This window comes from Rhodopila sp. (assembly GCF_035548235.1).
Lineage (GTDB): Bacteria > Pseudomonadota > Alphaproteobacteria > Acetobacterales > Acetobacteraceae > Rhodopila.
In genome coordinates this window covers 1-26,043 of the sequence record NZ_DASZTJ010000053.1, presented here as the reverse complement: position 1 = coordinate 26,043, position 26,043 = coordinate 1, and the positions used below count along the sequence as shown (strand labels likewise).

General features: G+C 62.8%; 27 protein-coding genes. 11 read left to right on the top strand and 16 right to left on the bottom strand.

The genetic code is table 11. The features are described from left to right. Nucleotides 1-15 precede the first annotated feature (15 nt). Nucleotides 16-684, top strand: coding sequence for an RraA family protein (locus tag VHB27_RS04540; protein WP_325597742.1), 669 nt, complete (start codon nucleotides 16-18; stop codon nucleotides 682-684). Here the strand turns inward: VHB27_RS04540 and VHB27_RS04535 are convergent, their stop codons facing one another. From VHB27_RS04535 to VHB27_RS04500, 8 genes are read right to left on the bottom strand one after another with little or no spacing between them, the layout of a single operon-like run. Next, nucleotides 685-1,662, bottom strand: coding sequence for an ABC transporter ATP-binding protein (locus VHB27_RS04535; RefSeq protein ID WP_325597741.1), 978 nt, complete (start codon nucleotides 1,660-1,662; stop codon nucleotides 685-687). It lies immediately after the preceding gene. After that, a complete protein-coding gene (locus VHB27_RS04530) occupies nucleotides 1,659-2,624 on the bottom strand; it encodes an ABC transporter ATP-binding protein (protein ID WP_325597740.1) in 966 nt (321 codons plus the stop codon). Before VHB27_RS04530 ends, VHB27_RS04535 begins: the two co-directional genes overlap by 4 nt. After that, nucleotides 2,621-3,502, bottom strand: a complete 882-nt coding sequence (locus tag VHB27_RS04525) for an ABC transporter permease (protein WP_325597739.1) — start codon at nucleotides 3,500-3,502, stop codon at nucleotides 2,621-2,623. The genes VHB27_RS04530 and VHB27_RS04525 overlap by 4 nt, the downstream gene beginning before the upstream one ends. After that, nucleotides 3,502-4,452: an ABC transporter permease gene (locus VHB27_RS04520; protein WP_325597738.1), complete on the bottom strand. Its 951-nt coding sequence runs from the start codon at nucleotides 4,450-4,452 to the stop codon at nucleotides 3,502-3,504. Before VHB27_RS04520 ends, VHB27_RS04525 begins: the two co-directional genes overlap by 1 nt. Beyond that, nucleotides 4,452-6,038: an ABC transporter substrate-binding protein gene (locus tag VHB27_RS04515; protein ID WP_325597737.1), complete on the bottom strand. Its 1,587-nt coding sequence runs from the start codon at nucleotides 6,036-6,038 to the stop codon at nucleotides 4,452-4,454. The genes VHB27_RS04520 and VHB27_RS04515 overlap by 1 nt, the downstream gene beginning before the upstream one ends. Further along, complete coding sequence (locus tag VHB27_RS04510; protein ID WP_325597736.1) at nucleotides 6,035-7,768, bottom strand: hydantoinase B/oxoprolinase family protein; 1,734 nt, start codon at nucleotides 7,766-7,768, stop codon at nucleotides 6,035-6,037. The genes VHB27_RS04515 and VHB27_RS04510 overlap by 4 nt, the downstream gene beginning before the upstream one ends. Next, complete coding sequence (locus tag VHB27_RS04505) at nucleotides 7,768-9,840, bottom strand: hydantoinase/oxoprolinase family protein (protein WP_325597735.1); 2,073 nt, start codon at nucleotides 9,838-9,840, stop codon at nucleotides 7,768-7,770. The genes VHB27_RS04510 and VHB27_RS04505 overlap by 1 nt, the downstream gene beginning before the upstream one ends. Nucleotides 9,841-9,888: 48 nt before the next feature. Further along, the gene (locus VHB27_RS04500; protein ID WP_325597734.1) at nucleotides 9,889-10,863 is read right to left on the bottom strand and encodes an isopenicillin N synthase family dioxygenase; all 975 of its coding nucleotides are present in this window, start codon (nucleotides 10,861-10,863) and stop codon (nucleotides 9,889-9,891) included. Nucleotides 10,864-10,980: 117 nt separating this feature from the next. Between VHB27_RS04500 and rutA the strand changes: the two genes are divergently transcribed. Both rutA and VHB27_RS04490 read left to right on the top strand, forming a co-directional pair. Next, nucleotides 10,981-12,195: a pyrimidine utilization protein A gene (gene rutA / locus VHB27_RS04495; protein ID WP_325597733.1), complete on the top strand. Its 1,215-nt coding sequence runs from the start codon at nucleotides 10,981-10,983 to the stop codon at nucleotides 12,193-12,195. Between the two features lie 82 nt (nucleotides 12,196-12,277). Then, a complete protein-coding gene (locus VHB27_RS04490; protein WP_325597732.1) occupies nucleotides 12,278-12,925 on the top strand; it encodes a flavin reductase family protein in 648 nt (215 codons plus the stop codon). A 15-nt stretch (nucleotides 12,926-12,940) separates the two neighbouring features. Here VHB27_RS04490 and VHB27_RS04485 read toward each other — a convergent pair whose 3' ends face one another. Then, a complete protein-coding gene (locus VHB27_RS04485) occupies nucleotides 12,941-13,684 on the bottom strand; it encodes an orotate phosphoribosyltransferase (protein ID WP_325597731.1) in 744 nt (247 codons plus the stop codon). Between the two features lie 118 nt (nucleotides 13,685-13,802). On the opposite strand from VHB27_RS04485, the gene VHB27_RS04480 reads away from it, so the two are divergent. The 3 genes from VHB27_RS04480 to VHB27_RS04470 are packed head-to-tail and all read left to right on the top strand — an operon-like array spanning nucleotide 13,803 to nucleotide 15,489. Further along, nucleotides 13,803-14,513, top strand: a complete 711-nt coding sequence (locus VHB27_RS04480; protein ID WP_325597730.1) for a biotin--[acetyl-CoA-carboxylase] ligase — start codon at nucleotides 13,803-13,805, stop codon at nucleotides 14,511-14,513. Between the two features lie 53 nt (nucleotides 14,514-14,566). Continuing rightward, nucleotides 14,567-15,301 carry a hypothetical protein gene (locus tag VHB27_RS04475; protein WP_325597729.1) on the top strand — a complete coding sequence of 245 codons (735 nt, stop codon included), beginning with the start codon at nucleotides 14,567-14,569 and terminating at the stop codon, nucleotides 15,299-15,301. After that, a complete protein-coding gene (locus VHB27_RS04470) occupies nucleotides 15,298-15,489 on the top strand; it encodes a hypothetical protein (RefSeq protein ID WP_325597728.1) in 192 nt (63 codons plus the stop codon). Before VHB27_RS04475 ends, VHB27_RS04470 begins: the two co-directional genes overlap by 4 nt. Here the strand turns inward: VHB27_RS04470 and VHB27_RS04465 are convergent. The 3 genes from VHB27_RS04465 to VHB27_RS04455 form a co-directional block, all read right to left on the bottom strand. Further along, nucleotides 15,486-16,817 (bottom strand): amidase, encoded by a 1,332-nt coding sequence (locus tag VHB27_RS04465; protein WP_325597727.1) that lies wholly within the window; start codon nucleotides 16,815-16,817, stop codon nucleotides 15,486-15,488. The genes VHB27_RS04470 and VHB27_RS04465 overlap by 4 nt on opposite strands. Before the next feature lie 104 nt (nucleotides 16,818-16,921). Beyond that, nucleotides 16,922-17,671, bottom strand: coding sequence for an alpha/beta fold hydrolase (locus VHB27_RS04460; RefSeq protein WP_325597726.1), 750 nt, complete (start codon nucleotides 17,669-17,671; stop codon nucleotides 16,922-16,924). A 9-nt stretch (nucleotides 17,672-17,680) separates the two neighbouring features. Next, on the bottom strand, nucleotides 17,681-18,865 hold the full coding sequence (locus VHB27_RS04455) for an alpha-hydroxy acid oxidase (protein ID WP_325597725.1): 1,185 nt from the start codon (nucleotides 18,863-18,865) through the stop codon (nucleotides 17,681-17,683). Nucleotides 18,866-19,036: 171 nt separating this feature from the next. Between VHB27_RS04455 and VHB27_RS04450 the strand changes: the two genes are divergently transcribed. Continuing rightward, nucleotides 19,037-20,368, top strand: a complete 1,332-nt coding sequence (locus VHB27_RS04450) for a TldD/PmbA family protein (RefSeq protein ID WP_325597724.1) — start codon at nucleotides 19,037-19,039, stop codon at nucleotides 20,366-20,368. A gap of 9 nt (nucleotides 20,369-20,377) precedes the next feature. Here the strand turns inward: VHB27_RS04450 and VHB27_RS04445 are convergent, their stop codons facing one another. Next, on the bottom strand, nucleotides 20,378-20,806 hold the full coding sequence (locus VHB27_RS04445; protein ID WP_325597723.1) for a VOC family protein: 429 nt from the start codon (nucleotides 20,804-20,806) through the stop codon (nucleotides 20,378-20,380). 67 nt (nucleotides 20,807-20,873) lie between these two features. Further along, a complete protein-coding gene (locus VHB27_RS04440; RefSeq protein WP_325597722.1) occupies nucleotides 20,874-21,647 on the bottom strand; it encodes an SDR family NAD(P)-dependent oxidoreductase in 774 nt (257 codons plus the stop codon). A gap of 113 nt (nucleotides 21,648-21,760) precedes the next feature. Between VHB27_RS04440 and VHB27_RS04435 the strand changes: the two genes are divergently transcribed. Genes VHB27_RS04435 through VHB27_RS04420 form a run of 4 tightly spaced genes read left to right on the top strand, consistent with a single transcriptional unit; the run spans nucleotide 21,761 to nucleotide 24,749 of the window. Next, nucleotides 21,761-22,555 carry a hypothetical protein gene (locus tag VHB27_RS04435; RefSeq protein WP_325597721.1) on the top strand — a complete coding sequence of 265 codons (795 nt, stop codon included), beginning with the start codon at nucleotides 21,761-21,763 and terminating at the stop codon, nucleotides 22,553-22,555. Nucleotides 22,556-22,609: 54 nt separating this feature from the next. Then, a complete protein-coding gene (locus VHB27_RS04430) occupies nucleotides 22,610-22,810 on the top strand; it encodes a DUF3311 domain-containing protein (RefSeq protein ID WP_325597720.1) in 201 nt (66 codons plus the stop codon). Further along, nucleotides 22,807-24,261, top strand: coding sequence for a sodium:solute symporter family protein (locus VHB27_RS04425; RefSeq protein WP_325597719.1), 1,455 nt, complete (start codon nucleotides 22,807-22,809; stop codon nucleotides 24,259-24,261). Before VHB27_RS04430 ends, VHB27_RS04425 begins: the two co-directional genes overlap by 4 nt. Continuing rightward, nucleotides 24,261-24,749 carry a flavodoxin family protein gene (locus VHB27_RS04420; protein ID WP_325597718.1) on the top strand — a complete coding sequence of 163 codons (489 nt, stop codon included), beginning with the start codon at nucleotides 24,261-24,263 and terminating at the stop codon, nucleotides 24,747-24,749. The genes VHB27_RS04425 and VHB27_RS04420 overlap by 1 nt, the downstream gene beginning before the upstream one ends. Nucleotides 24,750-24,761: 12 nt before the next feature. Here VHB27_RS04420 and VHB27_RS04415 read toward each other — a convergent pair whose 3' ends face one another. Together VHB27_RS04415 and VHB27_RS04410 are read right to left on the bottom strand one after the other, a co-directional pair. Beyond that, on the bottom strand, nucleotides 24,762-25,616 hold the full coding sequence (locus VHB27_RS04415) for a transporter substrate-binding domain-containing protein (RefSeq protein ID WP_325597717.1): 855 nt from the start codon (nucleotides 25,614-25,616) through the stop codon (nucleotides 24,762-24,764). Nucleotides 25,617-25,661: 45 nt separating this feature from the next. Next, on the bottom strand, nucleotides 25,662-26,043 hold a 382-nt coding region (locus VHB27_RS04410), incomplete at its 5' end, for an RlmE family RNA methyltransferase (protein ID WP_325597716.1).

The window sequence follows — 26,043 nt, the reverse complement described above, 5'->3', positions numbered from 1 at the left end:
GTTCCGGAGCCTTGCATGTTCACCGTCCGCCCACTACCGCCCCAGATCGATCCGGCCCTTCTGGCATTGCTGGCCAAAGCCGAACCGGCCACAATCGGGCATTTCCGGCATACCGGTTTTGTCGATCCAGCGATCAAGGCATTGCAAAAGGATGTCCGGATCGCCGGCACGGCCGTGACCGTGCAATCGGCGGGACCTGATTCGACGATCGTACACTTCGCTCTGGGTCAGATCCGGCCCGGTGACATCATGGTGATCGATCGCTGTGGCGACCATAAGCACGCCATCACCGGCGGTGCCGTCATCTATGCGGCGAAGCACGCCGGTGTTGCCGGCGTCGTCATCGACGGCATGGCCACCGACTTTCAGGAACTGCGGGAGTTCGGCGTACCTGTCTGGTGCCGCGGCACAACGCCGGTGACCGGCAAGATGCTGGGCTTGGGAGGCGGGTTTTGCATCCCCGTTTCCTGTGGTGGTGTTGCGGTCAATCCTGGCGACGCGATCGTTGCTGACGAAAATGGCGTCCTGGTTCTGCCGCCTGCCGATATCGAGCGCGATGCAAATCGCGCGATCGCAATGCAGAAGGAAGAGAAGGAGGTCACGTTCAAGCGGATCGAAGCAGGGGAGAAAATCGGAGATATTTCTGGCGCCACCAAACTGATCCTGTCGAAGTTGGCACCCTGATCATCCGACCATAAGGCACGCTGCCTCATGCCCGCCAGGCCCCGCCGTCGCCAGCTTAGGATCGGTCGTTTCACATGCATTGACTGCCCGAGCGCAGCGGCGACGGAACTTGCAGCCGGTGAGGATTGGGCCGGATTCGACGGGCAGGATTGTACGCTTGCGATCCCGCCGTTCCAGCCCGCGTGGAACGGCGTCCAGCAGTGCCTGGGTATAAGGGTGACGTGGTGCCGTCAGCACTTGGTCGGGCGTGCCGCTTTCGACAATGCGACCGCTGTACATCACCGCGATGGCGTCGCAGACTCGCGCGACCACGGCAAGGTCGTGGCTGATCAGTACGATTGTCAGGCCCAGGTTTTCGTTGAGCTCTCGCAGCAGGTTGATGATCTGGCCTTGCAGCGACACGTCCAGCGAGGAAACTGGCTCATCGGCCAGCAAAAGCGACGGTTCCATCGCGAGCGCGCGTGCGATCCCGACTCGCTGGCGTTGGCCGCCGGACAGAGCGTGGGGGTAGCGGCTGAGAAGCTGGATATCCAGCCCTACTTGTTCCATCAATGCGGCGACGCGCGTGTCCTGGCAATCACCTTTCAAACCGCGAGCGGCAACCGCTTCGCGTAGGATAGTGCGAATGCGCTTGCGCGGGTTCAGCGAGGAGCCAGTGTCCTGGAAGACCATCTGGACACCCTGCCGGTAGTTGAGCCAGGCGTCGCCGGCAAGCCCGCTCATATCGGTGCCGTCATATTCGATCGTTCCGCCCGTAGGCGGCAACAAGCCCACCAGCATTTGCGCCAATGTGGACTTGCCGCAGCCGCTCTCGCCGACGAGGCCCAGGATACTGCCCCGTTGGATGCTCAACGACACCCCATCCACCGCCGTCACCACGCGGTCGACCCCCTTCAGCCGCTCGATTAACGTGCGGCGCAGACGATAGGTTTTGCGCAAGGCGTTCAGCTGCATCAGCGGGGGAGCGTCAGCTTTCATGCCGGGACCGCCTCTTTGGCGAAGTGACAAACCGCCATCTGACGATTATGCCAGACGATCGGTGGCGTTTCGTTGTGACAGATCGCCTCGGCTCGGTCGCAACGTGGGGCGAACGGACATCCGGGTGGCAAGGCGCCGATACGTGGCGGCAGCCCAGGGATGGTCGGCATGGCGCCGTGGCTGCCGTCGAGGCGCGGGATGCAGCGCAGAAGCTGCCGCGTATACGGATGCCGAGGCGCGGCGAACAGGTCGTGTACTTCCCCGGTCTCCACGATGCGGCCGGCATACATGACGATCACTCGTGAGGAGATCTCCGCCACCAGTTCGAGGTTGTGGGAAATGAACAGGATAGCGATACTGAATTCAGTGCGGATCCGGTCCAGTAGATCCATCACCTGAGCCTGCACGGTTACGTCCAGTGCCGTGGTCGGCTCGTCTGCAATCAGCAGGCTTGGATTGCAAGATACAGCGAGCGCGATCATCACCCTCTGTCGCATCCCGCCGGAGAGTTCGTGCGGATAAGCCAGTAGTCGTTGCTTCGGATAGGGGATGCCGACCAATGTCAGCAGTTCCTCCGCCCGTGCCATTGCTGCACCATGAGACAAAGGTTGATGCGCCCTGATCATGTCGATCATCTGACGACCGATGCTGATAGCCGGGTTCAGGGCCGACAGCGGATCCTGGAAGATCATACCGATCTGGCTGCCGCGCAGCGCGTTGAAGGCGCGCTGCGGCATCTCCATCAGGTCCTGACCCTTGAAACGGATCGCCCCGCTGCTGATCCGGCCGCCCGTCGGCAGCAGGCGCATCAGCGCCAGCGCCGACATGCTTTTGCCGGAGCCGGATTCGCCGACCAGCCCGACCACCTCTCCAGGAGCAATACGCAGGTCGACGCCACGCACCACTTCTCGTTCGCCGAAGGCAACGTGCAGCGCATCAATGCGGAGAAGTTCCTCTGTCATGCCGTCAAGGCCTGCGTCGTGTGCCGCGGATCAAGGGCGTCGCGCAGCCCATCGCCCAAAAGGTTGAACGCGATCACGGACACCGAGATCGCGGCGCCGGGAAACACCGACAGCCACCATTCGCCGCTGAACAGATAGTTTCGCGCGTCGGCCAGCATGTTGCCCCAGCTTGGCGCCGGCGGCTGCACACCCAGGCCGACGAAGCTGACAGACGCCTCGATGATGATGCCGATCGCCAGCAGCAGAGTTGCCTGCACGATGACGGGCGACAGGCAGTTGGGCAGCACGTCGGACACCATGATCCGCACGGATCCCACGCCCTGCAAGCGCCGCGCGGCGACGTAGTTGGCGCGGGACTCACCCAATGCGCCGGTGTGGACGATGCGTGCGATCGTGGGGATGTAGAGAACACCAAGCAAGACCAGGAGCTTGACCTCGTTGCCGAAGGTCAGGCCGAGGACGGTGAACGGTCCGACACCGAGGATGCCGACCAGCGCGATCGCCCAGATCAGTAACGGGATTGCGGCCATGGCATCGAGCGTGCGCATGACGATCTGTTCCAGCCAACCGCCGTTGAAGAAGCCGGCAAGCAACCCCAGGGTGATACCGCCTGCCAGGCCGACCACCACCGCCAAGGCCGACACCTCCAGCGAGGCCCTGCCTCCCCAGATCACGCGGGAGAGCACGTCGCGCCCGGATTGGTCGGTGCCGAACCAATGATCGGGCGATGGCTCTGCCAACGTGTTGATCATGTCGACGTCTGTCGGATTGTACGGCGCGATCCATGGCGCCGCGAGCCCGTTCGCGACGATCAGCAGCACCAGGATCGCGCCAGCCAACCCGCCCGGCCCCCCGAACATGTGAACCAGGCGCCGCATCACTTGCTCACTGCCGTCAAGCGAGGATTCAATGACATGTTGGTCATATCCGCCACGAGATTGGCGACGATGAAGATGAAGGTGAAGACCATCACGATCCCCTGCACCAGGGTGAAGTCGCGCTGTTGGATTGCAGTCAGCAGCGCATAGGACAGGCCGGAAATATTGAACACGGATTCAATGATCAAGGCCCAACCGAACATGTAGCCGAACGACATTCCGGCCACGGTGATCACCGGCACCAATGCATTACGCAGCGCGTAGATCAACACAGTCCGCCGCGGCAGTCCCGCCGCCCGGGCTGTACGCATGTAGTCCAGCCCCAGCACTTCCAGCAGGCTGGAGCGTGTCATGCGGCTGAGCACCGCCATGTAGAAAATGCCCAGACAAAACACTGGCAGCGCGATCGAATCGAGATGCGCGCCGATGCCGGCGGACCAGGGCTGGAATCCGCCGGGTGGAAACCAGTCGTGATCGACAGCCAGAAGCATGATCAGCAACAGGGCCGCCCAGAAACCCGGAATGGAGACGCCCAGCACGGCGACCAGCCGAACCGCGTAGTCCAGGATGGTGTCGCGCAGAAGTGCCGATATGGTTCCGAACGCAATCGACAGGATCAGCGCTAGGACAAAGGCCTCGACTACCAGCTCGAGTGTTACCGGCAATGTCGAAACGATGTCCGGCCCAACCGGCCGCCCGGTGATGAATGACGTCCCCAGCGTGCCACGAATGAAGATTCCATCGAGCCAACTGACGTATTGCGCGACGATTGGCTTATCGAGCCCGTGATCGTGCTCGAACTGCTTGATCTGCGCCTGCGTCACATCGGTCCCCAGGACTATCCGAGCAGGGCTGTCCGGGATGGCGCGGGTGAGCGCGAACAGAACGGCGCTGACAAACACCAGCGACAACAGAGAGAAACCGATGCGGCGCAGAAGGACAGTCAGCATCAGGCTAGCGACACGTCGTGGACGTTGATCGTCAGCCCACGGCTGGGCTTGAAGTTCTTCACCCGGTCGCGCCAGAGATTTGCTGCCGCGAAATAGCCGATCCAGGTGAAATACGCTTCATCGGCCAGATGCTGCATCAACTTGGCATAGACCGGCTTCAGCTTCGCTTCATCGGTTTCTGCGAAGGCGATTTTCAGCGCGGCGGCAACTTCGGGGTCCGTCTGGTTCCCGAACGTTTTCGACATGAAGTTGTTGGCGGTAAAACTGGCCATCAGGAAGTAGGTCGGTTCACCCGGAGACATGAAGTTCGCCAACCCCGCCGTATAGTCGCCGCCCATGATCTTGGCTTGGGTCACGGGGAAGGAGTTCGGCTTCAGGTTCACCTTGATGCCCAGCTTGGCGAGTTCTGCTTGAATGAATACGCCGGCGTCCTTGACGTCCAGCAGGTAGGGTTCGGCATTCATGACGATATCGAACTCCGCCCCTTTGGCATATTTCGATTTCGCCAGATATTGCTTTGCAAGTTCCGGATTGTAAGCGGTGCTTTCGTCGGCGGCCTTATCATACCACCAGCTTGAGGCAGGGGCTGGGATACCGGATTTTTCCACCAGGCCGTAATAGATCCTGTCGCAGATGGTCTTGCGGTCAACCGCATGCTGAATGGCCTTGCGGAAGTTCACATCGTCGAACGGCGGCCGCGTGGGATTCTGGAACATGACACACCAACCGCCCCAGGTCGGAATCGATCCTCCTTGGATTCCCGGACGCTTTTTCAGCTGATTGAACTCCCGCGGCGGCGGTTCGCCGATGATATCGCATTGGCCGCTGAGCAGGTACGCAACGCGCGTCGCATCCTCCGGGACGATCTTGATGACCAATCGATCCCAATGCGGCAGCCCCTTCTGCCAGTAATGCGGATTGCGGGTCAGGCTGACGTAGTCATTGGGCTTCCACTCCTCGAACACGCCAGGTCCGGTGCCGACATTCTTGGGCGTCGACCGGAAATACTCCTGCCCGTATTTCTCACGCGATCCGTTGGGCCATGTGCCGCAGAACTTGGTTAGGAAGTACATCCAGGGATTGAACGGCTCCTTCATGTGGACATGCACGCGATGCGGTCCGTCCGTCTCGACATGGTCGATATACTTGAACACCAACCCGCGGCTGTTTTTCTTCGACGGGTCGATGGTGAATTCGATGGAGTATTTGATATCGGCCGAGGTCATCGGCGTGCCGTCCGAGAACGGTACGTCGTCCCGCAGATCAAAGGTATAGATCAGCTTGTCAGCGGAAATGTCGGGGAATGTCTTGGCCAGTTGCGGGCGGAGCTTCCCTTCGATGTCGAATTCCATCAGATTCTCCCAGATATTCTGGCTGATGATCTCGGTATCGTGGCTTGACATGTTGATCGGGTCGCAGGTGACCGGGTTGTTGGACAGGCCGACGGTCAGCGTGCCGCCAGAATCCGCTCGGGCGGTCTTGATCCAGTTCGAGGACAGAACGGCCGAGGCGGCCGCCAGCAGCCCGGTGCGGCGGGTCAGCAGACCTTTGGGCGCGCTGAACACCGGGAAGTCTTCATCACTCATCTTGCAGCCTTTCTCAACTCGATCGTCATGGCATGATCAACTGTCCCATCCGCCTTCAACGACACCCCATAAACGGTGCGCGCTCGGCTGGACGAAATCTTGCCCTGGCGGACGTCATCGACGACCGCGGCGGCATCGCGCTCAAACGGGTCGCCATAGCCGCCAGAGCCAGGCATCTCACCGCGCAGTAGGTCGCCCTTTTTCATACGACCAACGAATTTCGACGGCATGGTCTGCGATTCCGGCGTGCCTGGGTTCATGACGATATGGCCCGGTGCGCCGTCATGGCCGCCGAACAGGCCATAAGGTGGATGCTTCTGCCGATCGGACCGCAACTGGACCAAGGCGTCATCCGCAAGCAAGCGGTACTCCCGGACGAGTCCCAATGCCCCGCGGTACTTGCCCGCGCCATCCGTGTCGGGCAGGAATGCGTATCGCTCGATCCGCACCGGGCTTTCCGCCTCCAGCACCTCCACGGGCACGTTTGCGACGTTGCCCAGACACCAGGGGCCACCATCCTGACCATCCAGGTCAGGACCGCCGCCGCCGCCGGTGATGTTGTGGAACTCCAGCATCAAAAACGGCTTAGCGTCCTTGGGATAGCCAGCGAGGACCAGGGCGAACTCGCTGCCGCCGACGCAGGCCGGCACCCGGTCCGGCAGGATCTGCGCCAACGCGCCGGAGACGGCCGTGCGCACCCGATACCCACCCAGACCCCGCGCCCCCACCGGGGCCGGGAACCGCGGATTGAGGAAACACCCTTCCGGCACGATCGCCCGCACGCAGCGGTCAAACCCGGCGTTCGCCGGGATGTTGGGGTCCATCACCGTCCGAAGTACGGCATACGCAAGACCGACGGTGAAGTACAGATTCGGGTTCAGCGCCCCGCTGGTCTGCGGGGAAGTGCCGGTGAAGTCGATCTCGATCGACTCCTCCTCGATCGTGATCTTCACTTGCAGCCGCACGTCGGGTCCACCGGCCCCGTCATCGTCGATCCAATCGCTGAACGTGCCCACGCCCTTCGGCAAGGCGCGGATATTCGCGCGCGTCAGCCGTTCGGCGTGGTCGATCAGGTCGGCCATATAGGTCTCGATCGTCCTGGTCCCGTAATCGGCCAGCATGCGGCGGAATTCCACCTCGGCAGCGTTCAGGCTGGCGATCTGGGATTGGATATCGCCCAACACCCGATCAGACACGCGGACGTTGGTTTTGATGATCCGCAGCAGCGTGTCGTTCGGCACCCCGCGATCCAGGATCTTCATCGGCGGGATACGCAACCCCTCCTGGTAGATCTCACTGCTGTCGGCAGCGTTGCCGCCCGGCACGCGCCCACCCATGTCGGTATGGTGGATGATGATCGACAGGAAGGCGATGCGCCGTCCCTGATCGAACACCGGCTTGAACATGAAGATGTCGTTCAGGTGCGACGCGCCCGAATACGGGTCGTTGTTGCACAGGATATCACCCGGATTGATGTCGTCGCCGAACTGGTCCAGGCAACCCTTCAGCGCCGGCATCGTCGCCCCCAGATGCCCCGGCAGCGCCAGTCCCTGCGCCACCATCTGCCCCTGCCCGTCCAGCACCGATGCCGAGAAATCCAGGTTGTTCTTCACCACTACCGACCGTGAGGTACGGATCACCAGCACGATCATGTTGTCGGCGATAGTGACCAGCGCGTTCTTGATCAGCTCCCGCTTGACGGGATCGATGACCATCGGATCGATCTCCATCAGCCGGCCCTCCGCATCACAATGTTGCCGCCGGTGTCCTTCTCGGCTGTCCAGCCGGGCCGGACGACCGAAGTCGAATCGTATTCCTCGACGATCAGCGGTCCCGGCTGCGGCGAAAGGCCCAGCGCCGCTCGCCCGATCACCGATGTTTCATGCCAGCCCAGTTCCGGACCAAAATAGACGCGGCGAGCCTTCGCGGCACCTCCGGTCTCCCGATCGCGGTGCAGGTCGGACGGGACGCGCGGCCTCTCCGGCAGTCCGCGTCCCAGCACTTTTAGTGTCACGAATTGTGGCCGCTCACCCGGCGAATCATAGCCATAGATCTGCCGATAAGCGGCCGCGAAGTCCGCCGCGCACCGCTCCAGCGTATCGGCGGGCGCCAATCGCACCGGCAATGTCGTGGTTTGGCCGGCGTATCGGATCTCGGCCATCGGCACGATCTCCTGCCGGTCCGGCGGGAATCCACCATCGGACAGCAATGCACGGGCCTTGTCCCGCATCGGCGCCAGCACGGCTTCCAGCGCCGCGGGATCGGCGTCGGCGATCGGCTTGTAATAGCCCTGGATCACTTGATGCTCGACATCGGTGAACAGCATGCCCAGGGCTGAAAACACGCCGGCCACCGGTGGCACGATCACCGTTTCCATACGCAGATCCTCGGCTAGCTTGGTGCCGTGGACGCCGCCATTGCCGCCGATCGCGAACAGCCGAAAGCGCGACGGATCCTGACCGCGTTCGGACGACACGCCGGACAGCGCGCGTATCATGTTGGAATTGGCGATCAGGAAGATGCCATAGGCAGTATCGAGTGTGGACAGACCGATCCGCGCCGCCAACGCACCGATCGCCGCCTCGGCCTTCGCCGGGTTCACGGCTAGGTCGCCGCCGACCAGCGCGGTCGGGCTGATATAGCCCAGCAGCAGGTTCGCGTCGGTGACGGTCGGTTCGATACCGCCACGATCGTAGCAGACCGGCCCCGGGACCGCCCCGGCACTCCTGGGCCCGACAAGGATGCCGCCCGCCGCGTCGGACGCGGCGATGCTGCCGCCACCGGCCCCTACCTCGGCGATATCGATGCTGGGGGCCTGCACGGCATAGCCCGAACCTTGGATCAGCCGGTGCCCCATGGCTGCCGCGCCACCGACCTCGGTTTCTGTGGCAATGGCGAAGATGCCGTTCTGGATTATGGCGGATTTCGCCGTGGTGCCACCGACATCCAGCACCATGAGATCCCCCAGCCCATTCTTGATTGCCAGCCGCTGTGCACCCACCACACCGGCGGCAGGGCCGGATTCGATGATCGTTATCGGGTTGACCGCCGCCACGGTCCCCGGTACCGACCCGCCGCTCGACTGCATCAGCGTCAGCGGTGCCGTGATGCCCATCGCGGTCAAGCGGCGCTGCAGGGCGCTGATATACCGTTCCGCCACCGGCCGAACATAGGCGTTCACCACGGTGGTCGAGGTCCGTTCATATTCCTGGATCTGCGGCAGCAACTGGCTGGACGCGCTGACCGGCAGATGCGGCATCAACCGTTGCAGGTAGTCGGCGGCGAAGGCCTCGTTCTCGCCGTTGGCATAGGCGTTGATGAAGCAGACGGCGACGGCTTCGACGTCCTCTGCCAGGATCGCCTTGGCGATCGCGTCCAGTTCCGTCGTTTCAGGGTGATGCAGCACCGACCCATCCGCGGCCACGCGTTCCCGCACCTCGAACCGCAACCGCCGTTCAGCCAGCGGTTCGGGTTTGCGGGCGCGCGCGTCATACAATCTTGCCGTCCGGAAACGACCCAGTTCCAGCACGTCGCGAAACCCGGTCGTGGTGACCAGGGCGATCCGGCTGCCCTTGCGTTCGATGATCGTGTTCGTAACGACCGTAGTGCCGTGCAGGAACTCGCTGATCGCCGATGCCGCGATGCCGGTTTCGGCCAGCAACTCTCGCACGCCGCTTTCAATCGCCTCGGAATAGTCCGGTGGCGAGGACAGCAGCTTCTTGGTGCGAATGCCGCCGTCATCGTCCAGCAGGACGATGTCGGTGAAAGTGCCGCCGATATCGACGCCAAGGCGGTATGCCACGTCGTCCGATCTCCTTACCGATCGGACGTTTCCTCTCCCGAACCCTTGTCAGGCCGCCGCTTCTTCCTGGTGGCGGTAGTTCATTTTGACGAACCAGGCGTAGTATTCGCCGAATGTCCGTGTTGGGTAACGCGGCGGGTTGTCGACGCCGCTGCAACCCGGCAGGCATTCGATGACGGTATCCGTGTTCGGATCATAGAAGAACGGGATCGCATACCGGGCTGCAGGGGACCGATTCACCGCGCGATGTGGTGTCGAGCGAAACCGTTTGTTCGTCCATTGACACAGGATGTCACCAGTATTCACCAGGAAGGTGCCGGGCATCGGCGGCGCGGCGATCCATTTTTTGGTGACCGTCAAAATCTCCAGCCCCGGTACGGCCGATTGCGGCAGGAATGTCATGAATCCGCTATCCGTGTGCGGGGCGATGCCGAACTGGTTCTCCTCGGCTTCGACGGGCGGATAATGCGACAGGCGCAGGTTGATGTGAGCCCCCTCGAACCGCTGGCGGAAGAAGCCGTTCGGCAGGCCCAGTGCCAAGTCGTACAGCGGCAGCAGGGACTGTGCGAGTTGCTCCATGCGCGTCCAGTAAGCCAGCACGTTCTCGCGGAAGCCCGGCAGGTTGGTGGGCCACTGATTCAGCCCTCGCCACGGCTTCCGGGCGATCACGTCAGGGTCGTCCGGCACACGCTCGCGCCGTATGAACAACGCTTCGTTCAGGTCGTGGCGGGTGTTCTTATTTACCTCGCTGCTGCGCATTTTCGCGCCGCCCATCGGCAGGTAGCCGATTTGGTCCTTGTTGATCAGCAGCTTCATCTTCTCTTCCATGGGTTGTGCATGGAAGCGGGCGGTCTCCACGAATGTCTGGTCGATCAGGGACTGCGGAACACCATGGTTGGTGATGAAGTAGAAGCCGATGTTTTCGCTGGCCCAGCGAAGCTGCTCCGCCAAGGCATGATCGGCACCGGGCTTCCCTGCTAGATAGGGTGCCAGGTCGAGGATCGGGATGGTTTCTTCCAGCATCGGTTGCGTGCTCCCCTCCTACTGGAAGCTTGCTCTTCGGAGGGATGGCAGGCAAGTGCCGTGCCATGGGCGTCCCTAAGCTCGGCCGTGGCAACGCCGTGGGGTCACGCCCAGAATTTGAGCATCCTTGCCCGCTCAGGGCGTCATCTGGGTCACCAGTTCCCTGACATCTTGAACGCACACCGACCGATCATGGCACACCGCCTGCATCGCGCCAGATCAATATCCGTTATCCGAGACGAGGCGTCGACCATGGACCTGGGCGTTTTCATTCCGATTGCGAACAATGGCTGGCTGATTTCCACTGCTTCGCCGCAATATGGCGCCAGTTTCACGCTGAACCGCGAGATCACGTTGCTGGCTGAGAAATACGGCTTCGAGTTCGCCCTTTCGATGGTCAAGCTACGCGGCTTCGGCGGCAAGTCGGAGTTCTGGGACCACGCGCTGGAAAGCTTCACGCTGATGGCCGGTCTGGCGGCGGTGACTAACCGGATCAAGCTCTATGCCTCCACAGCGGTGCTGACGCTGCCGCCGGCGATCGTGGCGCGCATGGCGTCCACGATCGACAGCATCGCGCCAGGCCGGTTCGGGGTGAACATCGTCTCCGGCTGGGCCGAGGCGGAATATTCGCAGATGGGCTTGTGGCCCGGCGCGGAGCATTACGCACGTCGCTACGAATACAGTGCGGAATACGTGACAGTGATGAGGGAACTGTGGTCGAAAGGCCGATCCGACTTCAAAGGCGCCTGGTTCAAGATGGACGATTGTCGGCTGAGTCCTCGACCCTCGATCATGCCATCGATCGTTTCGGCCGGTCAGAGCGACATAGGCATGAAATTCGCCGCCGAATACGCTGATTTCAACTTCTGCCTGGGCGAGGGCGTCAACACGCCAACTAAATGTGCCGATACAGTCGGGCGGTTGATGGAAGCGGTAAGGGCCCAATCGGGCAGCAAGACGGGCGCCTATGCGCTATTCATGGTGATTGCGGATGAAACCGACTCTGCCGCGCAGGCGAAATGGGACTCCTACAAGGCCGGCAAGGATCTCGACGCGTTGAAGTGGTTGGGCGACCAGGCTGGCGCCGACGACAAGGCAGATCCTGGGGGCACGGCAGCCAGCATGGTCAATCCGGCCTCGGCGGTGAATTTCAACATGGGCACCGTCGTCGGGTCCTATGCCACGGTGGCTGCCCTGCTGGACGAACTGGAAGCGGTCGAGGGGATCGCGGGAGTGATGCTAACCTTCGATGATTTCGTCCTGGGCATGCAGGCCTTCGGCGAGCGCATCCAGCCGCTGATGAAGAGCAGGCGGCACGTGATGGCAAGCTGACCCCGTCCGCTTGCCGTGACCCGGAGGAGGCGATAGTAAAGCTGACAAGGCGAAACCCGGCCCAACGTATCGAGATTTGTCCATGATCTTCGACTTTTCCGCGACTGCATCGCGCGATATCTACAAGTTGCTGGTATCGACGGTTCAGCCGCGCCCCATCGCCTGGGTCACGACGCAGGACGTCGATGGGACGATCAATGCCGCGCCGTTCTCGTTTTTCAACGCAGTCTCGGGCGATCCACCGGTCGTGGCCATCGGCATCGGCGGGCGCGGGCCGGGCGACGTCAAGGACACCGGCGGCAACATTCGCCGCACCGGCCAGTTCGTGGTGAACCTCGTCAGCCATGAGTTGGCGGAACAGATGAACATCACTGCCATCGACTTTCCCAAAGGCGTGGACGAGCTGAAGGAAGCGAAGCTGACGACGACCCCGTCGGTGCACGTCAAGCCGCCGCGCATCACCGAGGCCCCAGTCGCCCTGGAATGTGAGCGACTGGTGATCGTCGATGTCGGCGTCGACCGTTCGGTCGTGCTGGGCAAGGTGGTGGCGATCTATGTGCGAGACGACTGCGTGTTGGATGCGGAGCGCTGCTATATCGACACGCCGAAGCTGGACCTGATCGGCCGCATGCATGGCGCCGGCTGGTATTCCCGCGTCACCGACCGTTTCGAGATGCCCCGCATCAGCGTCGAGGAATGGGCCGTCCGGAAGCCAAAAGCGGCGGAGTAGTGCCGCTCGCGCGGCTCATTCCTCCGCAGCGGCCTTGCGCGCCATGGCTTCCTCGGCCGAGGTGATCCCGCCATGCGCACCTGACCACGCAACGGGGTTCTCCAGGAACCGCCGCACCTCGGACAGGGCCGCGTCGGAAAAATATGGCCGGTCCTTGCAGGCCTCCAGCACGTCCCACCAGGTGCACAGGCTGTGCAACGCGATGTCCATCTTCGCCAGCGTCTCGAACGCGCCGGGAAAGACGCCATAGAAGAATACCACGAAAGTGTGATTGACGACCGCTCCCGCGTCCCGCAACGCATTGGCGAAGCGGATCTTGGACGCGCCGTCGGTCGTCAGGTCCTCCACCAGCAGCGTGCGCCGGCCGACCGGGACATCGCCTTCGATCAGTGCATTGGCGCCGAACCCCTTCGGTTTCTTGCGCACATAGGACATCGGTAGCGACATGCGGTCCGCGATCCAGGCAGCGAACGGAATGCCGGCGGTCTCCCCGCCCGCCACGGTCTCGATCGATTCATAGCCCACATGGCGATGAACCTTCTCGACCGCCAGGGCGCAGATCTTGGACCGCGCCTGGGGGAAATAGATGATGCGGCGGCAGTCGATATAGACGGGGGATTTCCAGCCGGACGTGAATGTATAGGGCTCCTCCGGCCGGAAATTCACCGCCTTGATCTCCAGCAGGATACGCGCAGTGGTCAGGGCGGCATCGCGGTCCCACTCGGTCGCGGCGGAGGAGGGCAGGGCGGGTTTGGCCATCGGGCTAAGATCCTTGTCGTTCATCCGGTGATAGCCGATTTCCGCCAGGTTTGAACATGGCTGCGGCGGCCGCCAACGCCGAATATGGCTTCGGCGGAGATCGTGTATAATCGGTCCGATGACCTCAGGCTTCACCATCCGTCACTACGACACAATCGGCTCGACGAACGACGAGCTCCGCCGCCTCGCGGCCGAGGGGGCCGGCGATGGCACCGTCGTCCATGCCGACGAACAGACCAGTGGGCGCGGCCGTATGGCGCGAAGCTGGTTCAGCCCGCCTGGCAATCTCTACATGTCCATCCTGATGCGCACCGGCCTGCCAACGCAGCGTTCCTCGGAATTGGGGTTCCTGACCGCGATCGCGGTTGCCGAGACGGTCCGGGCGCTGGTGCCGGCGAAGGTCCCCGTCGTGCTGAAATGGCCGAACGACGTGCTGGCGGCGGAGGCCAAGATCTCCGGCATCCTGGTGGAGCAGGCGGAGGCGGCGGTGATCGTCGGCATCGGTCTGAACATCCTGGAAGCCCCTTCCTCCACCGGCTATCGCACCACGACCGTTGCGGCGCAGGGCGGCATCGCGACGGTCGACGGCGCTCGAGACCTGCTACTGACCCGTTTCCGGCGGCTGGCCGATCTGTGGACCGAGCAGGGATTTGGACCGATCCGGCAAGCTTGGCTGGGCTTGTCCTATCCGGTCGGGGCAGAGATCAAGTTCACTGGCGCCGAGGGGCCCATCGCTGGCCAGTTCGCCGGCCTGGACACCGACGGCGCGTTGCTGCTCAACACGCCTGAGGGGCAGCTCCGGTTCCTGGCGGGAGACGTCAGCGTCTAGCCCTTCAGCCAGCGGGCAAACTGGTGTATTCTGCGGGACAAGGGAGAACGACCATGCCCATGTCCGCGCGTCAGGCGGCGTTCCGTGCCGATTTCCGCACCCGTATCGCTCCGGCCTATGTCGGGCTGGTGCATGTGGCCCTGATCTATGCCCTGGGCGGCGCCGCGATCTGGTATTGCGTGCGGCAGGTCCACGTGCCTGCCTGGTATGAGTTCCTGGTGATCCCGATCGCGTTCTGCATCTCGAACGTGTTCGAATGGTGGATCCATAAATATGTGATGCACCGGCCGGTGAAGTACCTGATGGGCATCTACAGCCGGCACACGCTGGCGCACCATCAATTCTTCACCAATGTCGAGCCGACCATCGACAACCTGCGCGACTTCCGGATCGTGTTCTTTCCGCCGTACGCGCTGGTGGCGTTCATGGCGCTGTCTCTGGCACCGGCGGCGATCCTGGGCGCGTTGGGCTTGCCCAATGCCGGCTGGCTGCTGCTGATCACCAATGTCGCGCTCTATTTGAACTATGAGCTGTTCCACCTGTGCTGCCACGTGAAGGACGACCGGATCGTCAAGCACATCCCGCTGGTGAACTCGATCCGCCGCCATCACATCGCCCATCATGACCAGGCGATCATGATGGGGCGGAATTTCAACCTGACCTATCCGGTGGCGGACTGGTTCTTCGGCACGTCGGACCTGGAATGCGGGCTGCTGAAGCACATCTTCAACGGGTATGACACGCGCACGGTCCGCTCCGACCTGCGGCGCACGATAGCCGCCGAATGAGCGTGCCGCGCGCGCGGATCAAATCCGGCAAAGCCAGTCTGATCGGCGGGATCGTGGTGGGGATCGCGACCTTTTGCCTATGGGTGGTGATCGCACGTGATGTTGGCGCCGACACGCCGGCCTGGATCGCGGCCGGCGCGGTCGTCGCGATTGCCGTCGGTGGCTGGATTCGGCTCGCGGACCTCTAGCCGCACAGCTCCCGCAGGGCCGCTTTCGGATGGGCGTCAATCGCCGGCGCTAATATGCGCGCGAGGTCGAGCAGCCGCCTGTCGCTCATGCGCGGGCCGATCAGCTGGATGCCGACCGGCAGGTTCCTTGGGCCACGGCCGACCGGGATCGCCACACAGGGAACGTGCAGCAAGGTCCACATCCGCTGGAAGATCGCGTTGCCGGTTGTATGCAGACCCTCGGGTGCTTCGCCGGGGGCGCTGGGGGTCAGGATGACGTCCAACTCCGGACCGAACAGGCGATCGAACGCCGGCCGGCAGGAATCCGCCAGGGCGTAGCTGGCCAGTAGCCTCTCGGGTGTTACACCGCGGGCGTTCTCCACCTTGCGCCGCAGGTCGGGTGCAAGAATCGCGTAGGACGACAGGTATTCAGGCAGGAAGGACCGGCCGCCCTCGGTCTCCACGATATCGGCATGCGCGTCCTGAAGGTCATTGAACGGCGCCGGGAGTTCGAACTCTTCCACGATTGCGCCGGCGTCGCGCAGACGTTGGGCGGCGGTCATCAAGCTGACCTCGCCGGCCGGTTCGATTGCGTGCCAAGCCGGGCTGCGACACAGGCCGACGCGCACGCCCTTGGGGCTGGACGGCACCGGAGCTTGCGATTTTGGCAACCGGAACGCCTCGGCCACCAGGATCAGGTCGTCGACGCAGCGGCCATACCAGCCGACCGTGTCCAGCGTGATCGAGGACATCCGCACGCCCTCACGTGACACCAGATGCCCGGTCGGCTTCAGGGCGTAGATGCCATTGAACGCCGCAGGACGGATATGGGATCCGCCGGTCTGGGTGCCGAACGCCAGCGGCACCTGGAAATCACCGACCGCCGCGCCCGACCCTGAAGAGGAGCCGCCGGGCGTATGAGCCGGATTGAACGGATTACGCGATAGTGCCTTCCGGCCGCCCGAGGCGAACTCCACCGTATCGGTCTTGCCTAGAATCAGGGCGCCCGAGGATCGCACGATGCCGACGCAGGCGGCATCCCGGTTGGTGTGGACAGCCGGGTAGATCGGCGAATTCTGCGTCGTCGGCATGTCGAACGTGTCGATGATGTCCTTCACGCCCCAGGGCAAGCCGTGCAGCCTTGTCTTGGGCCCGTCTGCGACTGCCAGCTTGTCCAACTCCCGCGCGTTTCGGATCACCAGGTCCGTATCGACAAACAGCCATGCATGGATTGCAGGATCCCGAGCGGCGATGCGAGCGAGGCAGGATCGAGCCAGTTCTTCAACCGAGAGTTTTCGGTCCGCGATCAGGTTGGCGGCTTCGGTGGCGGTGAGTTGATATGGCTCCATGGTCCAGACGGCTCCTGGATGTTTCGCCGACCGATGCAATGCACGCGCCAAAGGCGTGGGTTCGCTGCATGGCTGACGCTGGAGACGAACTGGCGGCAGGTTGATCAGCCGGGCCGATGCTTGGCCAGGAAGCGACGGATGTGGGCCAGCGCCTCTGTCACCTGCTCCGGCGTTTCCTTCCACGGGTAGATGCTCACTTCCGCGTTCGGCGCCAGCCGGGCAGCTTCCATGGCGACGGCGTAGGGATGCGCCGGCACGTCGTCGGGAAGGATCAACACCGGTGTCTGGCAGTTGCGGACGAAATCACGCGTTACGGTGAAAACGAAATCCGGATTGGACCCATACATCTTCTTCAGGAACGCATCCACCATGTCCATGGTGAGGTCGTGCCGCCGCTCCACCAGAGGTGGCCCCCAGCCGGCGATATTGTTATTGTAGAACAAGTCCGGCATCTCCGGCCGGAACCCGCTGGGCTGGGCCAGCACCGCGGCGACGATCCGCTTGGGGGCTCGCTTCAGCAAGTTCCAGATGAAGGGACCGCCGATGCAGAACCCCATGACCAGGAATTTGTCGATCCCCAGATAGTCCATCAGCCCAAGCTGGTCGTCGGCATAGGCGTCCCAGGGGCGATCGATCTCTAGCGGCCCGGTCGATTGTCCACCCTTCGCGTTGCGCAGGTCCATAGTGATACAGCGGTACTGGTCACTCAGCACCTCCATGCAATTGAATGGCGGAAACCCCGTCAGATAGGAAATGTCCGAATTCAGGCCGCCGCCGGGAATCAGCAAGAGAGGAAAACCCGAGCCAGCTTCTTCGTAGTGAATGCGGACGGGGCCTCGTTCGTAGAACGGCATTGCTTCCTCCTAGCTGGCCATCAGTCGGTTGCTCTCATGGTCTCTGAAGAAGATATCGGTGGAAATCTCATCCACCCGGTTGCAGCCGGTATAAGCCATGGTCTTGTCCATCTCGGTCTGGATGATACCAACGGCCTTCGACGCCCCGGCTTCCCCGCCGACCGCTGTTCCATACAGCGTTGCACGACCGGTCAGGACGCATTTGGCGCCCAGCGCCACGGCCTTCACGATGTCCGAACCGCGGCGGACACCGGAATCCAGGATGACCGTTGCCTTGTCGCCCACTGCCTCGGCGATTTCGGGCAGCATGTCGATCGTTGCCGCGGCGCTGTCCATGTTGCGCCCGCCATGGTTCGACACGATCAGCCCGTCGACGCCATAGCTGATCGCCTTCAGCGCGTCATCCACCCGATTGATGCCTTTCAGCATGAGGATCCCCGGCCATTTGTCCCGGAAAATCTTGATGTCGTCCCAGTTCAGCGAATCTTGACGCATCACTTCCTTCGTATGTGCGTCGTTGCCGATCGGCCGGCGATAGGGTTCGGGGTAGTTCTCGTTCCGTGGCATGCCGATCGTCGTCAGGTATTTCATCAACACCGAGCTGAACCATACAGGATGGCGCATGATATCGACGGTGAACCGCATCGTCGGATGGAACGGCAGCAGGAATCCGTTCTTGGCGTTGTATTCCCGGTTCGGCGGCACGATCGTGTCGGTCGTTACGATCAGCGCCTCGAACCCGTTGTTCTTTGCCCGCTCGATCAACTGGTATGACAATTCGCGCTGCTTCCAGACATAGAGCTGGAACCACAGTCGAAAATTCGCGTCCCGGGCGATCTTCTCCATGGATGTCATGGCGCCGGTCGCCAGGGTGAAAGGAATTTTCGCCTTCGCCGCCGCTTTGGCCAACTCCAGCTCACCCTCATGCCAGCACAGCCCGGCCGCGCCGGTGGGGGCGATCGCCATCGGCAGCGCGATCTCCTTGCCGAACAGCGTCGTCTTCGTCGTCCGGCCCGAGACGTCGACCAGCGCGCGATGCCGCAGCTTGATCTTCTCGAATCCCGCCCGATTGTTCCGCAACGCCAACTCGTCTTCCGTTGCCCGGTCGACAAACTCGAACACCGCTTTCGGCAGACGCCGCTTGGCCGCCGCGCGGAGGTCGAAGACATTGTAGCAGTTATCCAACGCTGCCATCGATTTCCCCCTGGTTTCCCGGCAGCATGAGGCGCGTCATCCGCTTGTCAAGGATGGCGGGGCCGGGGACTTGTCAACCGAGGTCCTGGCACCCCTTATAGCAACTGAGGCGATGTATCCGTCATGGCCCGCTTGGGCCAAGGCAGGGAACGCCGTGATTGAGGAGTTGCGATGACCGATACCCTGTCCGTCCTGGGCGACCTGATCGGAAAGGCGCGTGCCGCCGGAGCGGACCAGGCGGATGCCGTGCTTGTCTCAGGCGCATCGCTGTCGGTGTCGGTTCGTCAAGGCAGGACCGAACACCTGGAACGCTCGGACGGCCGGGATCTGGGTCTGCGCGTGTTCGTGGGCACCCGATCGGCCATCGTGTCATCAAGCTCACTGGATTTCGCGGGCTTCCCGGCCCTCGCCGAACGCGCCGTCGCCATGGCGAAAGTGGTACCGGAGGACAAATTCGCCGGCCTCGCCGAAACCTGGACGCCTCCTGAAGCGGGTGATCTGGACCTGGCAGACCCGTACGAACCGGAGCCGGAGTTGCTGACCGAACGCGCCCGTGCTGCCGAGGCGGCCGCCTTCGCGGTCAAGGGCATCACCAATTCCGAAGGCGGTGAAGCCGGATATGGCCGGACCGAGATTACCCTGGTGACCTCGGCCGGCTTCGCGGGCAAGCGGGGCGGCACCAGCCATTCGATTTCGGCCACGGCGCTGGCCGGAACCGGTACCGAGATGCAGCGCGACTACGACTATCATGGCGCGGTCTATTTCTCCGACCTCGATTCGCCCGAGGCGATCGGCCGCAGCGCGGCGGAGCGTGCGCTGGCGCGCCTGGGGCCGGTGCGGCCGAAGACCGGCAAGATGTCCGTGATCTACGACCCGCGCGTCGCCGGTTCCCTGCTGGGGCACTTCGCCGGTGCAATCAACGGTGCCAGCGTGGCGCGCGGCGTCAGTTTCCTGAAGGACAAGCTGCATCAGCGGATCTTTGCCGCCGGGATCAACATCCATGACGATCCACGCCGGGTGCGAGGCTCCCGCTCGCGTTTGTTCGATGGGGAGGGCGTGCCGACCCGTACCCGTGCACTGATCGAGGACGGCGTTGTCACCACCTGGCTTCTCGACAGTCGCTCCGCTCGGCAGCTTGGCATGACATCAACGGGCAGCGCCGTGCGCGGCACAGGCGGGCCGCCGTCGCCGTCGGCCTCGAACCTGTACCTGGCGGCGGGCCGTCTGACGCCGGCGGCGCTGATGGCCGACATCAAGGAGGGCGTCTACGTCACGGAGATGATCGGCATGGGGATCAATGGCGTCACCGGTGACTATTCGCGCGGCGCGGCGGGATTCATGATCCGCGACGGCGCGCTGGCCGAACCCATCGCCGAGTTCACCATCGCCGGCAACCTGATCGCGATGTTCGCCAACCTGACGCCGGCGAACGACCTGGTCTTCAGACGGGGGACGGACTCACCGACGGTCCGGGTCGAGGGGATGACCGTCGCCGGGGCTTGACACCGCCGTTCACCCCGCCGCGTGGCGTTCGCCGTATTTCATGCCCTCCAGCTTGATCCCGTCGGGATCCAGGAAGAAAACGGCATAATAATCATCGTAATACTCCCCGGCAGGATCGACAATTTCGGCTTTTAACTCGTTGCGTAGGAAGGCGTCGAGCTCGTCGACGTCCTTTCGGCTCCGCAGTCGAAAGGCGTAGTGATGCAGCCCGACTTCGCCGGTATGGTGCTTGCGGTGCCTGTCGCCGGCATCGGCCGGTGCGATCCAGAACAGCGTGATGCCATTCTTCCAACCGATGGTGCTGCCGTAATCGGCTTCGACCTCGAAGCCCAGGAAATCAAGGAGCCTGGCGTAGAATGCTTTGGATTTTTCGTAGTCGCTGACCCGGATGGAGATGTGATCGATACCGACGACGCGTGACTGCGGTGAACGTGCCATTGCGACTTGCCTCCTGCATCGGTGACGGGAACGCGGGGGAATGGACGCGGTTCAGTGCGCCTCTTGGTCAGAACAGGGAATAGCCTCCATCGATCACGAACGTATCCCCAGTGTGATATTTAGATGCCGAACTCATCAAATACACCGCAATCCCGCCGAAATCGTCCCCCTCACCCCAGCGGCGCATCGGCACGCGCGGCAGCACCTTTTTCTGGAATCCCTCGGTATTGACCGCGTTTGCCGTCATGTTCGTCTCGATCCAGCCCGGAAGGATCGCATGCGCCCGCACGCCGTACCGGGCGAACTCGACTGCCATTGCGCGGACCATGGAGATCATGCCGCCCTTGGTGGCGGCGTAATGTTCCGATCGGGGCGCGGCCTCGATCGCCGCCAGCGACGCCGTGCCCACCAGGACGCCACCACTACCCCGCTCCACCATATGCCGGGCGGCGGCGCGAAACGTGTAGAACGCGCCGTCGAGGTTGATGCGGGTCACACGATGCCACTCCGCACTGCTCATTTCGAGGAACGTGTGGCCTCCGCGCCCCGAGACGCCGGCATTGGCAAAGCAGCCATCGATGCGGCCGAAACGATCCAGGGTGCGGGCGAACGCGGACTCGACCGCAGCCTCATCGCCGACATCGCATTCCAGCGCCATCACTTCTTGGCCGAAGGCGCCGATCTCCGATGCCGCAGCGGCATTCTTGGCGGCGTTGGTGCCCCAGATAGCGAGTTTCGCGCCGGCTTGGGCCATCGCTTTCGCCATGCCCAAGCCGATGCCGCTGTTGCCGCCGGTCACCAGCGCGACCTTGCCGGTCAGATCGAAGGGGGGATAAGGCATCGAACGTCTCCTGCCAGCATTTCCGCCAGTCATATCGCGCCCCAGCGATCCGGAAAAGTTGGCAGAACTCGGTAACGCTGATAGCGTTGGTTACAAAAGAGGAGACCGACCCAATGATCCTCACGGCCGACAGCACCGTCGCCCACGCCAACAACCGCCGCAAGACAGCCAATGGGTGGCACACCACCTTTATCGGACAGAACCGCAACACGCTGAAGGAAGGCGACGCGGTACCCTCCGGCGAGGGCCTTTACCCGATGGCCTTCCTGGTCGAGAAGGAAGCCGGTGCAATCGTCAAACCGCATTTCCACCAGGCGGATCAGTATCAGGTGATCGTAGAAGGCTCCGGCCGTCTGGGTATCCATGATGTCGCCAGCGTCGCGATCCATTATACCGATGCCTATTCCGCCTACGGTCCGATCGTCGCAGCCGATGAAGGCGTGGCATGGTTTACCCTGCGCAACACCTGGGACCCTGGCGCCCGCTACATGCCCGCTGCCCGGCAGCAGTTGCGGGAGGCGCGAGCGAAGCATCAGCACCGGGAGGCGACCTGCGGTCCCTTGCCGCCGTTGTCGAGCGAGGATCTCGCCGCGCTGACCGAAACCAACGGCGTCGCGGTCATCGCCGAGACCACGGACGGTCTCGGTTCCTGGCGCTATGCCGTTCCGGCGCTCGGGTCCGTCACCGGGCCGGATCCGGCGGTGGGCGGAGGACAGTTCTGGCTGGTGGCGGCCGGTTCGGTCTCGGTCGCCGGCAGCGCACTGCTCCCGTCGCAATCCTGTATTTTTGTTGCGCCCGATGATACTGGACCGAGAATCATTGCCGGACCTGGCGGCGCCGACCTGATTTGCATGCAATTTCCTGCGCACGCAGCCAATGATCGTCAAAATAGCAAAACTTTATCGTGACTACGGCGTTAATTTATCATTTACTCCCGCTCGAATCCGGGGGCGGGGACAATCATGGGTGCGATACGATATCTGGCAATACTACCGTTCATTGGCATCCTAGGCGGTGTTCCCCTCTTTAACCGCGTGGATCCGTTGATCCTCGGGATGCCCCTGCTTCTAGCCTGGGTAGTGCTATGGATCGTGCTGACTGCGGCGATCATGGGAATCATCTACCTATGTGACCCCGCCAACCGGACCGAGGACCGCCCATGAACGCGGCCCTTATCATCATCACCCTGACCGTCGTAGGCGTGTTGATCCTTGGTCTGCTGGCGCGCCGCGGCAAGGACATGGACCTGGAGCAATGGTCGGTCGGCGGCCGCGGCTTCGGAACGGTCCTGGTCTTCGTGCTGATGGCTGGTGAGATCTATACGACCTTCACCTTCCTTGGCGGCAGCGGCTTCGCCTACGGCCATGGCGCCGCAGCATACTATATTCTTGGCTACGGGTGCCTCGCCTATATCATCTCATACTGGCTGCTGCCGTCGATCTGGCGCTATGCCCGTCAGCACCGGCTGATCACCCAGCCGGATTTTTTCGCCCGCAAGTATGATAGCCCGGCGCTGGGCGTTCTGGTGGCGGTGGTCGGAATCGTTGCATTGCTTCCCTATCTGGTACTGCAGTTCAAGGGCCTGGGCATCATCGTCGACACGGCCGCATACGGTGTCGTCTCACCGTCCGTCGCGATCTGGATCGGCGCCGCGATCGTCACCGCTTACGTCACCGTCTCGGGCGTCTATGGATCAGCCTGGACGGCAGTGGCGAAGGACATACTTATTCTGGCCGTCGTGCTGTTCCTGGGGATCTATCTCCCATGGCATTATTACGGTGGATACCATGCGATGTTTTCGGCCATCGATGCGGCGAAGCCCGGTTTCCTGGCCTTGCAGCCGAAGGGTGAGAGCGTCGCTTGGTTCGACTCGACGGTGCTACTGACGGCGTTGGGCTTCTATATGTGGCCGCATACCTTCGGCTCGTTGTTTACTGCTAGGCAGGAAGGGGTGTTCCGCCGCAACGCCGTAATGATGCCGCTGTACCAGCTGATCCTGCTGTTCGTTTTCTTCGTCGGCTTCGCTGCCATCCTGCAGGTGCCGGGCTTGAAGGGGCCGGAGATCGACTTATCGCTGCTGCGCCTGTCGGTGAAGACCTTCGATCCCTGGTTCGTCGGCGTGATCGGTGCTGCAGGCGTGCTGACCGCGCTAGTGCCGGGATCGATGATCCTGATCGCCGCGTCCACCCTGCTGGCCAACAACGTGATCCGAGCGGTCAACCCGAACCTGTCGGTGGCGGGGGTTTCCCGGCTGGCACGGCTGCTGGTGCCGGTGCTGGCGCTGGTATCGGTGTGGTTCACGCTGCGTGGCGGGGCGACGATCGTGGCATTGCTGCTGATGGGCTATGCGTTCGTGACGCAATTGTTTCCTGTCCTGATCGCCAGCCTGCTGCCGTACAACCCTGTCAGCAAGCAGGGCGCGTTTGCGGGCATATGCGTGGGGGTCGCGACGGTGGCTGCAACGTCGCTGACCCACACGACGATCGCCTCACTATTCCCCGGTTTGCCCCAGGCGCTGCGGGACCTGAATATCGGGATCGTTGCATTGGTCTTGAACATTGTCGCCCTGTTGCTGGTCAGCGCCGTGACCCGCCGGCCTGCCGCCTACGCCTGATGCGCCTGCTGATCGTCTGGCACTCTCTTACCGGCGGGACACGCCAGATGGCGGAAGCGGCAGCCGAAGGTGCCCGTGGCGAGCCAGCCGTCGAGCTATGCCTTCGAGCCGCGCGGGATGCTGGCCCGGAGGACGTGCTGAACGCCGACGGCTACCTGTTCGCCACTCCCGAGAACTTGGCGGCGCTGGCCGGCATAATGAAGGACTTCTTCGACCGGACCTATTACGCGGCGCTGGATCGGGTGAATGGCCGTCCCTACGCCAGCCTGATCTGTGCCGGCAGCGACGGCGAGAATGCTGCGCGTCAGATCGCAAGGATCGCCACGGGCTGGCGGCTCCGCCCGGTGGCGGAGCCGCTGATCGTCCGGACACAGGCACAGACCCCCGAGGCGATCCTGGCCCCCAAGCTCATTGGTGCCGGCGACCTCGCCCGATGCCGAGAGGTCGGCGCGGCGCTGGCCGCCGGCATGGCGGCGGGGATTTTCTGATCGCGACCTTTCTCAGAAGGTAAGATCGGGCGGGATATCGCCAGGCTGGATGTTCGCGAGCGGCAGGCTGGATATGATCCAGTTCCGCATCGTCCCCAGACTTTGGTTATACGCCAGCCAGTTGTTCACGAAGATGCGGAACCGGGAATCGGGATCAGGCCGCAGGCCCGCGCAGGTCGGTTGCGCACTGATCGGAGTCGGAACGACGATCGTGCCGATCTTCGGGTTCTTCTTCACCGTTGCGAGTGAGTTCATCGCCACCTGTACCGAACAGTCGGCCCTGCCCGACAGCATGGCCAGTGGAATGTCGCTGAAATTCTCCAATGCAACCAAAGTCGCCTTCGGCAGCATGTGCCGGGCGAAAATGTCCTGCGTGGAGCCGATATCGACGGCGACACGGACGCCGGGCTTGTTGAAATCCGCCCAGGTCTTGCCCTCGACTCCAGGCCTCACCACCATCGTGAAGGTGTTGTTCATGATCGGTTGGGTGAACTGCACCGTCAGGGCGCGGGACGGCAGCGGCGACAGGCCAAACATGATGTCGATCTTCTTGGACTGCAGGTCCAGCACCGAGTTGCCCCAGGTCGTTTCCGAGATCTCAAGCTCGGCGCCCAGCGACTGCGCCAAGTCCTGACCCATGCTGACACAGAAGCCCGACCATTTTCCGGTGACGACGTCCTTCTTGTAATAGGGTTCGGTCCCGACGATACCGGCGATCCGCAGCTTCTTGGTTCGGCGAACGCTATCGAACGTGTTTTCGGTGGCAGGCGGCTGAGCCTGGGCCTGCGCCTCGGAGACCGTCGTCAGCCCGGCAGCGACGAACGATCCCGCTCCTAGCAGCGATGCGACATCCCGTCTTGAAACCATCGTATGTTCTCTTTCAGCAGGTGAGGTCGAAGCCAGGGCCGTACGTCATCGGGTGTTGGCACTGCCCCGAAACCCCGTCGCCACGACATACAACTCGGACGACTCTTTTCGGCTGGCCGGCGGCTTGGCATGCCGAACCACGGTGAAGTCCCGCCTCAGCACGTCGAGGATCTGTTTCTCGCTGCCGCCCTGGAACACTTTCGCGACGAATGCGCCGCCCGGGGTCAACACCCGCACCGCAAAATCCAATGCCATCTCGGCCAGCCCGACGATCCTGATGTGGTCCGTCGCCGCATGGCCGGTTGTGTTCGGCGCCATATCCGACAGCACAAGGTCCGCGGCCCCGCCCAGCGCCTGCGTCAGCTTCTCCGGCATGTCGGGGTCGGTGAAATCGCCCTGGATGATGGTCGCCCCGCGCACCGGCTCG

What these genes read in the sequence shown, in the direction of transcription:
- VHB27_RS04520 (WP_325597738.1), bottom strand. Translation starts at nt 4,452, where the DNA reads ATGCTGACTGTCCTTCTGCGCCGCATCGGTTTCTCTCTGTTGTCGCTG.
- VHB27_RS04465 (WP_325597727.1), bottom strand. Translation starts at nt 16,817, where the DNA reads ATGGAGCCATATCAACTCACCGCCACCGAAGCCGCCAACCTGATCGCG.
- VHB27_RS04425 (WP_325597719.1), top strand. Translation starts at nt 22,807, where the DNA reads ATGAACGCGGCCCTTATCATCATCACCCTGACCGTCGTAGGCGTGTTG.
- VHB27_RS04490 (WP_325597732.1), top strand. Translation starts at nt 12,278, where the DNA reads ATGATCTTCGACTTTTCCGCGACTGCATCGCGCGATATCTACAAGTTG.
- VHB27_RS04445 (WP_325597723.1), bottom strand. Translation starts at nt 20,806, where the DNA reads ATGGCACGTTCACCGCAGTCACGCGTCGTCGGTATCGATCACATCTCC.
- VHB27_RS04420 (WP_325597718.1), top strand. Translation starts at nt 24,261, where the DNA reads ATGCGCCTGCTGATCGTCTGGCACTCTCTTACCGGCGGGACACGCCAG.
- VHB27_RS04480 (WP_325597730.1), top strand. Translation starts at nt 13,803, where the DNA reads ATGACCTCAGGCTTCACCATCCGTCACTACGACACAATCGGCTCGACG.
- VHB27_RS04535 (WP_325597741.1), bottom strand. Translation starts at nt 1,662, where the DNA reads ATGAAAGCTGACGCTCCCCCGCTGATGCAGCTGAACGCCTTGCGCAAA.
- VHB27_RS04450 (WP_325597724.1), top strand. Translation starts at nt 19,037, where the DNA reads ATGACCGATACCCTGTCCGTCCTGGGCGACCTGATCGGAAAGGCGCGT.
- VHB27_RS04415 (WP_325597717.1), bottom strand. Translation starts at nt 25,616, where the DNA reads ATGGTTTCAAGACGGGATGTCGCATCGCTGCTAGGAGCGGGATCGTTC.
- VHB27_RS04430 (WP_325597720.1), top strand. Translation starts at nt 22,610, where the DNA reads ATGGGTGCGATACGATATCTGGCAATACTACCGTTCATTGGCATCCTA.
- VHB27_RS04460 (WP_325597726.1), bottom strand. Translation starts at nt 17,671, where the DNA reads ATGCCGTTCTACGAACGAGGCCCCGTCCGCATTCACTACGAAGAAGCT.
- VHB27_RS04435 (WP_325597721.1), top strand. Translation starts at nt 21,761, where the DNA reads ATGATCCTCACGGCCGACAGCACCGTCGCCCACGCCAACAACCGCCGC.
- VHB27_RS04530 (WP_325597740.1), bottom strand. Translation starts at nt 2,624, where the DNA reads ATGACAGAGGAACTTCTCCGCATTGATGCGCTGCACGTTGCCTTCGGC.
- VHB27_RS04510 (WP_325597736.1), bottom strand. Translation starts at nt 7,768, where the DNA reads ATGGAGATCGATCCGATGGTCATCGATCCCGTCAAGCGGGAGCTGATC.
- VHB27_RS04475 (WP_325597729.1), top strand. Translation starts at nt 14,567, where the DNA reads ATGCCCATGTCCGCGCGTCAGGCGGCGTTCCGTGCCGATTTCCGCACC.
- VHB27_RS04455 (WP_325597725.1), bottom strand. Translation starts at nt 18,865, where the DNA reads ATGGCAGCGTTGGATAACTGCTACAATGTCTTCGACCTCCGCGCGGCG.
- VHB27_RS04500 (WP_325597734.1), bottom strand. Translation starts at nt 10,863, where the DNA reads ATGCTGGAAGAAACCATCCCGATCCTCGACCTGGCACCCTATCTAGCA.
- VHB27_RS04485 (WP_325597731.1), bottom strand. Translation starts at nt 13,684, where the DNA reads ATGGCCAAACCCGCCCTGCCCTCCTCCGCCGCGACCGAGTGGGACCGC.
- VHB27_RS04440 (WP_325597722.1), bottom strand. Translation starts at nt 21,647, where the DNA reads ATGCCTTATCCCCCCTTCGATCTGACCGGCAAGGTCGCGCTGGTGACC.
- VHB27_RS04525 (WP_325597739.1), bottom strand. Translation starts at nt 3,502, where the DNA reads ATGCGGCGCCTGGTTCACATGTTCGGGGGGCCGGGCGGGTTGGCTGGC.
- VHB27_RS04515 (WP_325597737.1), bottom strand. Translation starts at nt 6,038, where the DNA reads ATGAGTGATGAAGACTTCCCGGTGTTCAGCGCGCCCAAAGGTCTGCTG.
- VHB27_RS04540 (WP_325597742.1), top strand. Translation starts at nt 16, where the DNA reads ATGTTCACCGTCCGCCCACTACCGCCCCAGATCGATCCGGCCCTTCTG.
- VHB27_RS04470 (WP_325597728.1), top strand. Translation starts at nt 15,298, where the DNA reads ATGAGCGTGCCGCGCGCGCGGATCAAATCCGGCAAAGCCAGTCTGATC.